The organism is Lactobacillus sp. PSON, assembly GCF_052615405.1.
Map to the genome: position 1 here is coordinate 1 of NZ_JBQXFW010000012.1, position 4091 is coordinate 4091.

Consider the following 4091-nt stretch of genomic DNA (forward strand, 5'->3'; position numbering starts at 1 on the left):
GATAAAAAGTAAAAAATAGCGAATAGGACAGGAAATATAGTAATAATTTAATACAAAAGTAAAATATAAACATTGAATGTAGCATTTTAACACTTTAGTAAGATGTCCTATGAGCTATAGCTCATAGGACATCTTACTAAAGTGTTAAAATGCTACATTCAATGTTTATATTTTACTTTTGTATTAAATTATTACTATATTTCCTGTCCTATTCGCTATTTTTTACTTTTTATCTTCTATTCTTAAATCATCTAACTTATAATTTTTCAGTTATACTATTTTGTTATTTTTTATCATAACATTTAACGAATTAAGCCTTCAAACTCTTAGAATATAACGATTACACATATTAATTAGTTTTATATTCGATTTATTTCAAGTGAATTAAAATTAGCATAATGCTGAGAGCGCAATTCTAAGAACATGTATGAGACTTTATTTCAATATGTTTATGTTTTAGGCTGTAGAAAGCTTATTATTAAATAACTAATAAATACTAAAAATTATTATTTAATCTAAAATACAATTAATTATCTTTTGTAATAAACTATACATAACTTTATTTTTTACTTTTTAACCGTTAATTGTGAATATTTAGTTATAATATTTACAGCAATTTTTTATCACTTACAAAAATTTGTAGAATAACTTAAACCTTAATCTTCATAAGTAACTTTTACTTGAATAACCAAAAAAGACCTCTATAATTACTTAAAGTAAGTGAATATAAGTAACTAAGAGATCTCAAAGCAATTATCAATTAATGATAGTCACTTTTTTAGTATGTTAAATTAATCATCTGGAATTTTATAAAAAAGGAGATTATCCTAATCTCCTCATTTCATTATTCTTCTATGCCTCTATTTAAAAGAGTTAAAAATTAACTGGTCCTTAATTATCATCCGATCTGGAGTTAAACTCCACGGTGAACCAGGTTGATGGGTTAACTTACTTAAACGTGATGCATTATAATTAATAAAATAGCTGATTGCTTCTTCATTGGGATCCTGATCCAACGCCGTCAATCCATTAAACCGTTCATGCGCTTCAACAACCACTGGACCATATTGAAGATGGATAATCGGTGATGAGAACAATCTATTAGATGTAGTAGCAAGGTATCTTCCAAATGCAATATATAGTAATTTAATGACCTTCATTTGTGTAATTGGATCAACATTCAAATCTACTTCTCTTTCAAAATAGTTTTCTACTCGAAACCAATTAGCTAACTGCACTGCAGTAAACTTTGGCTTCTTATTTTGTAAGCCAACAACACTATCCTCATTATTACTTAAATATGCATTAACTTTTCTAATCAATTCAGAGGAATATTTATCTGAATCATTAACTAAATATTGCTGAAGAACTTGATCATTATTAATTAGTGATCTTAGTAATTTATTATTAGCAGTTGTGGGGAATGCACCCGCTTCATATAAAGCAATTGTATTAGGACTTAAACCTGTTAGTTCAGCTAAATTTCTTTGTGATAGTCCCACTTTTGCACGATATTGCTTTAGCTCCTGTGGTGTAATTAACCCCATATCCTTACGATATTGTTGCCGAGCTTTTTCTGCGGCTTGATCATCCAGTCTTTTATCTGGAATCAGTTCATTGGTAACACTATCAAAAAGAGCCGGTGCAGTTACTTTATACTCACGTCCATTGATGGTATATACGGTCGTAAATTCTTTTTGGTAAGTCATATAAACCTCCTCCTTCAATAATCAAGGTGAAAACTGATAAATAATTATTTTCAGTAAAAACAAACTTAATGTAGTATGTTTGCACATCACTAGTTTTAAATACCCAGACAAATTGTAAAGGATTATTCCAATTAGGCTCGTGTTTAACAAAGTCATTAATTGATAGAACTAATTCCTTTGCCAAAGGAACAGAAACTGGTATTGCCATTCTACTTTTCCGCCGAACCATTTTAAATTACGGCTTTTCGCCGGCGTAATGACCATGATGGTTTTTGGGTTTGCCTCCAGCTTGAACGTAGTGGGCTTTATAATAGCCTTCTAGTTCATTTAGGGCATTTATTAAGCGATTATATGCATTATTGGTACCAATATACTCTCTACCTTCTCTTAGGGCTCTTTGGAAGTAACTCAAGCTCTTATAAACAGGGCGCACATATTCCAAAATCGTATAGCCTCGCTTTATATACATTGATGGATTTCTAATCTCATGCAGTTTTTCAATGATTTCTTCTGAATTTGGATATTTTGGCTCATTCCATTCCCTTATTTGAGATATATTTCGGAGCTGGGATGCTTGCTCATTAAATCTATACAGCTTCATTTGCTTAATGATAACACTTAATCTTGCTGTAAACTCTGATACAGAAAATTCTTTATAACTTTTACTCATGTGGTCTGTTGAAAGTTGTTGCAATTGCAAAGCAAGTTTCTTAGCCATTATTATTTTTTCTTGGTTGACTGACTTTGCACTAGCTTTTTTCCTTAATAAGTATAGTAATCTTCTTTTGGGGATGCTCACGTGCTTTTTAATATATGTATGCATCGTTTCTGCGTAGTCTGCAGTAAATTCAGCTTTAGAAATAGTTATTAGCTCTTCTAAGCCTCTTTTACCTAATGGATTAATTTCACTATCAATATCTTCTTTAAGAATAGCAGCAGCTTCTTCATGAACTTGAACTACTAGATTATCATAATCTTCAGAGTTCTTAGTTTCACGTTGGGCTATTCTTAATAAATCATTTACTGCAGCATTTATTTTTCTTTTAATTTCAAAATATTCCGCTTTAGCTTCTCTTGACCATTCATAGCGTAATTTTAAATCCGTTAGATATTTACTCATTAAAGGAGAAATATCGGTTTTTATCTGCAATAGATTCTGGATCTTTTCGTTGTTATTGACCATCTGGTAACCTCGTTAAGCCTGTAAAACTGATTTCCGTTCTGGGTTCTGATATTTCGTTGAATTTTAATGCCTGCACTCCAATCACTCTGCTATCATCTGCAGATAATTTGTTAAAAATTCCATCTAAAACCGCTTTCAATAAATTGTCGATGTCTGGTGCTGTAGTTTTTAAAAGCTTGCGCAGTATTTTCTGATTGCTTGGGACTTTGCAGAAAAAGTTCACCTTGGCCATTACACCATATTCAGCTTGAGTTACTTGTTCAAGTTTTTTATTGTATAACTGATTGCTTTGTAAATACTCTTTTATGTTGCCTAGATATTTTTCATACTTGGTGGAATTATAAGTATGCTTCTTGTAGTTGGGCTTGCCGGCTTTATCTGTGCCTATTTTTGTAAAAGTAATCGCTGGTCGGGGAGTAGAGACTGGCGCAAAAGGGAGAATTGCTTCCCATCTTGGAGCAGAACTAGTTGGTGCTAAAACTTGGTCAACTTGACTTGTGACCTTGTCCGGCTTTTCATCGGCTAAATCGTTCAAACCGGTTAAAGTTACCTCTGTTCTAGGATTAGACATTGTCTTAAGTTTGACCGCTTTGATTCCAACAACTCGGCTATCTTTGACTTTTAAAGTATTGAATATCCCATCTAACAGGGCTTTTACTAGGTTATCTATATCGGGCTTAGAAGTATAAGTCAGCTTTGTAACGTTCTTTACGCTGGCAGGAACACCCAAATAAAAAACAATGCTGGCTACTACTCCATATTTGGAATTGACTACTTTTTCAAGATCATCATTGTACATTCCTTGATTAGTAATATAGCTCTGAATGGCAGATAAATACGCTGAATATTCAGTCTTGTAGTAAGTGATGACACCACCATTTCTGACAGTAAAGTCAGGTCGGGGAGTGGCCATCGGGTTGAAGGGAAGAGTTAGGCTCCAGCTAGTCATTAGCATGATTCTTTCTGTATTCTAAGTAGGCTTGTTTGTCTTTATCAGATAATTTGTTAAATAGTGCTCGTCCTTGACTGACTTTTTTAGGATCTGGATCTGATTGCAAAATTAGAATTTGCTTGAAGTGAGCTTGTTTTTTAGCTTCTTTTTTGCTTTTGGAAGTTCTAATAGTTACTTCAAAACCTTGTGCAGCAAGCTGCGCTCTTAAGTCCCGTGCTTGCTTAGAAAGGGCGCTGTCAATCTTCTT

The 4091-nt window shown here is 32.7% G+C and carries 5 protein-coding genes; all 5 read right to left on the reverse strand.

The genetic code is table 11. The annotated features are described in order from the left end of the window. Nucleotides 1-860: 860 nt before the first annotated feature. Nucleotides 861-1709 carry a type II toxin-antitoxin system antitoxin SocA domain-containing protein gene (locus tag ACTHPI_RS09220; RefSeq protein WP_445353842.1) on the reverse strand — a complete coding sequence of 283 codons (849 nt, stop codon included), beginning with the start codon at nucleotides 1707-1709 and terminating at the stop codon, nucleotides 861-863. Then, nucleotides 1660-1917 carry a hypothetical protein gene (locus ACTHPI_RS09225; RefSeq protein WP_445353843.1) on the reverse strand — a complete coding sequence of 86 codons (258 nt, stop codon included), beginning with the start codon at nucleotides 1915-1917 and terminating at the stop codon, nucleotides 1660-1662. The genes ACTHPI_RS09220 and ACTHPI_RS09225 overlap by 50 nt, the downstream gene beginning before the upstream one ends. Nucleotides 1918-1944: 27 nt before the next feature. After that, complete coding sequence (locus ACTHPI_RS09230; RefSeq protein ID WP_445353844.1) at nucleotides 1945-2892, reverse strand: hypothetical protein; 948 nt, start codon at nucleotides 2890-2892, stop codon at nucleotides 1945-1947. Then, on the reverse strand, nucleotides 2882-3841 hold the full coding sequence (locus tag ACTHPI_RS09235; protein ID WP_445353845.1) for a RusA family crossover junction endodeoxyribonuclease: 960 nt from the start codon (nucleotides 3839-3841) through the stop codon (nucleotides 2882-2884). The genes ACTHPI_RS09230 and ACTHPI_RS09235 overlap by 11 nt, the downstream gene beginning before the upstream one ends. After that, nucleotides 3834-4091 (reverse strand): hypothetical protein (locus ACTHPI_RS09240; RefSeq protein ID WP_445353846.1); only part of this gene is annotated, 258 nt, incomplete at its 5' end. The genes ACTHPI_RS09235 and ACTHPI_RS09240, both read right to left, overlap by 8 nt.